Below are 1,378 nucleotides of genomic sequence, written 5' to 3' on the forward strand. Positions count from 1 at the left end.
CTCCCGCACCCGGCCCTTCTGCCACCGGCTCTTCCGCTCCCGGCCCTTCTCCCGCCGTGTCTCCCGCTCCCGGTCCTTCTCCCGCCGGCTCCGTCACTCCGCCTCGGCGAGCGGGTTGAGCGTCAGCGGCTGGATCTGCCCGTCCAGCATCGCGCCCAGACCCAGCACCGCGCAGGTGTCGGGGCGTTCGGCGATCCGCACCGGCATCCCGGTCGCGTCCCGCAGCATCTCGTCCAGGCCCGGCAGCAGCGCGCTGCCGCCGACCATCATGATCCCGCGGTCGACCAGGTCGGCGACCAGATCGGGCGGGCAGTCCCGCAGCACCTTCCCGATCCCGTCCAGCACGGCGGTCAGCGGGGTGTGCAGCGCCTGGCGCACGGCGGCGGTGTCCACGACCACCGAGCGGGCCAGCCCGGTGGCCACGTCCCGCCCGTGGATCTCGGTGGACGCCGGGCCGTGCGGGGTCAGCCCGGTGCCGTGCAGCGCCAACTGGAGCGGGCGGACCGACTGGCTGGGCAGCATCAGCTCGTGCTGGTGGCGCAGGTACTGGATGACCGCGTGGTCGATGGCGTTGCCGCCGACCGGGATGCGCTCGGCGGTCACGATGGAGCCGAGCGAGAGCACCGCGACCTGGGTGGTGGCCGCCCCGCACACCAGGATCATGGTGGCGGTCGGCTCCTCCACCGGCAGTCCGCAGCCGACGGCCGCCGCGATGAGGGTGTCCACCAGCTCGACCCGGCGGGCGCCGAGGCCGACGAGGGTCTCGATGGTGGCGCGCTGGGCGAGCGGGTCGCTGTCGTGGGGGGTGGTCGCCGCGGCGCGCAGCAGCGGCTTGCGGCGCAACTGGCGGCGGAGCTTCTCACCCAGCAGGTGGCGCAGCATCCGCTGGGCCATCTCCACGTCCACCACGGTGCCGCCCGAGACCGGGCGGGCCACCCGGATGTACTCGGGGGTGCGGCCGGTCATCTTCTCCGCGAACTCGCCGACCGCGATCAACGCGCCCGTACGGGTGTTGACGGCGGCGACACTCGGCTCGTCCACGACGAGCCCGGCGCCCTTGACGAAGACCCGGGTCCTGGCGGCCCCCAGATCGACGGCGACATGGCAGCGGCGCAACTGCTCAAGACTGACGGTCACGGTGCGGATCCTCCCGGCAGGGGTGTGTCCTCGCATCGTGCGGCCGCTGCGGGCTTCCCGCGCGCGGGGAGAGCTGACGGGGTGACAGACGGCACGCGGGCGGGTGAGCGGGCGCGGCCGGGAGCACCGTTCGCTCACACCAGGCGCTGGAGCAGGCCCCAGGTGAACTCGGCGGTGCGCGGGGCGCCGTCCGGCAGGGTGAAGGCGAGGCGCCAGCGGGTGGGGGCGCTGCCCTCCAGGG

General features: G+C 74.5%; 1 protein-coding gene. It reads right to left on the reverse strand.

Features of this window, described 5'->3' with window-relative positions:
- Positions 1–93 precede the first annotated feature (93 nt).
- Positions 94–1,137 (reverse strand): rod shape-determining protein, encoded by a 1,044-nt coding sequence (gene mreB / locus C6N75_RS29035; protein WP_105871825.1) that lies wholly within the window; start codon positions 1,135–1,137, stop codon positions 94–96.
- Between the last annotated feature and the right edge of the window lie 241 nt (positions 1,138–1,378).

This window comes from Streptomyces solincola (assembly GCF_002982015.1).
GTDB lineage: Bacteria > Actinomycetota > Actinomycetes > Streptomycetales > Streptomycetaceae > Streptomyces > Streptomyces solincola.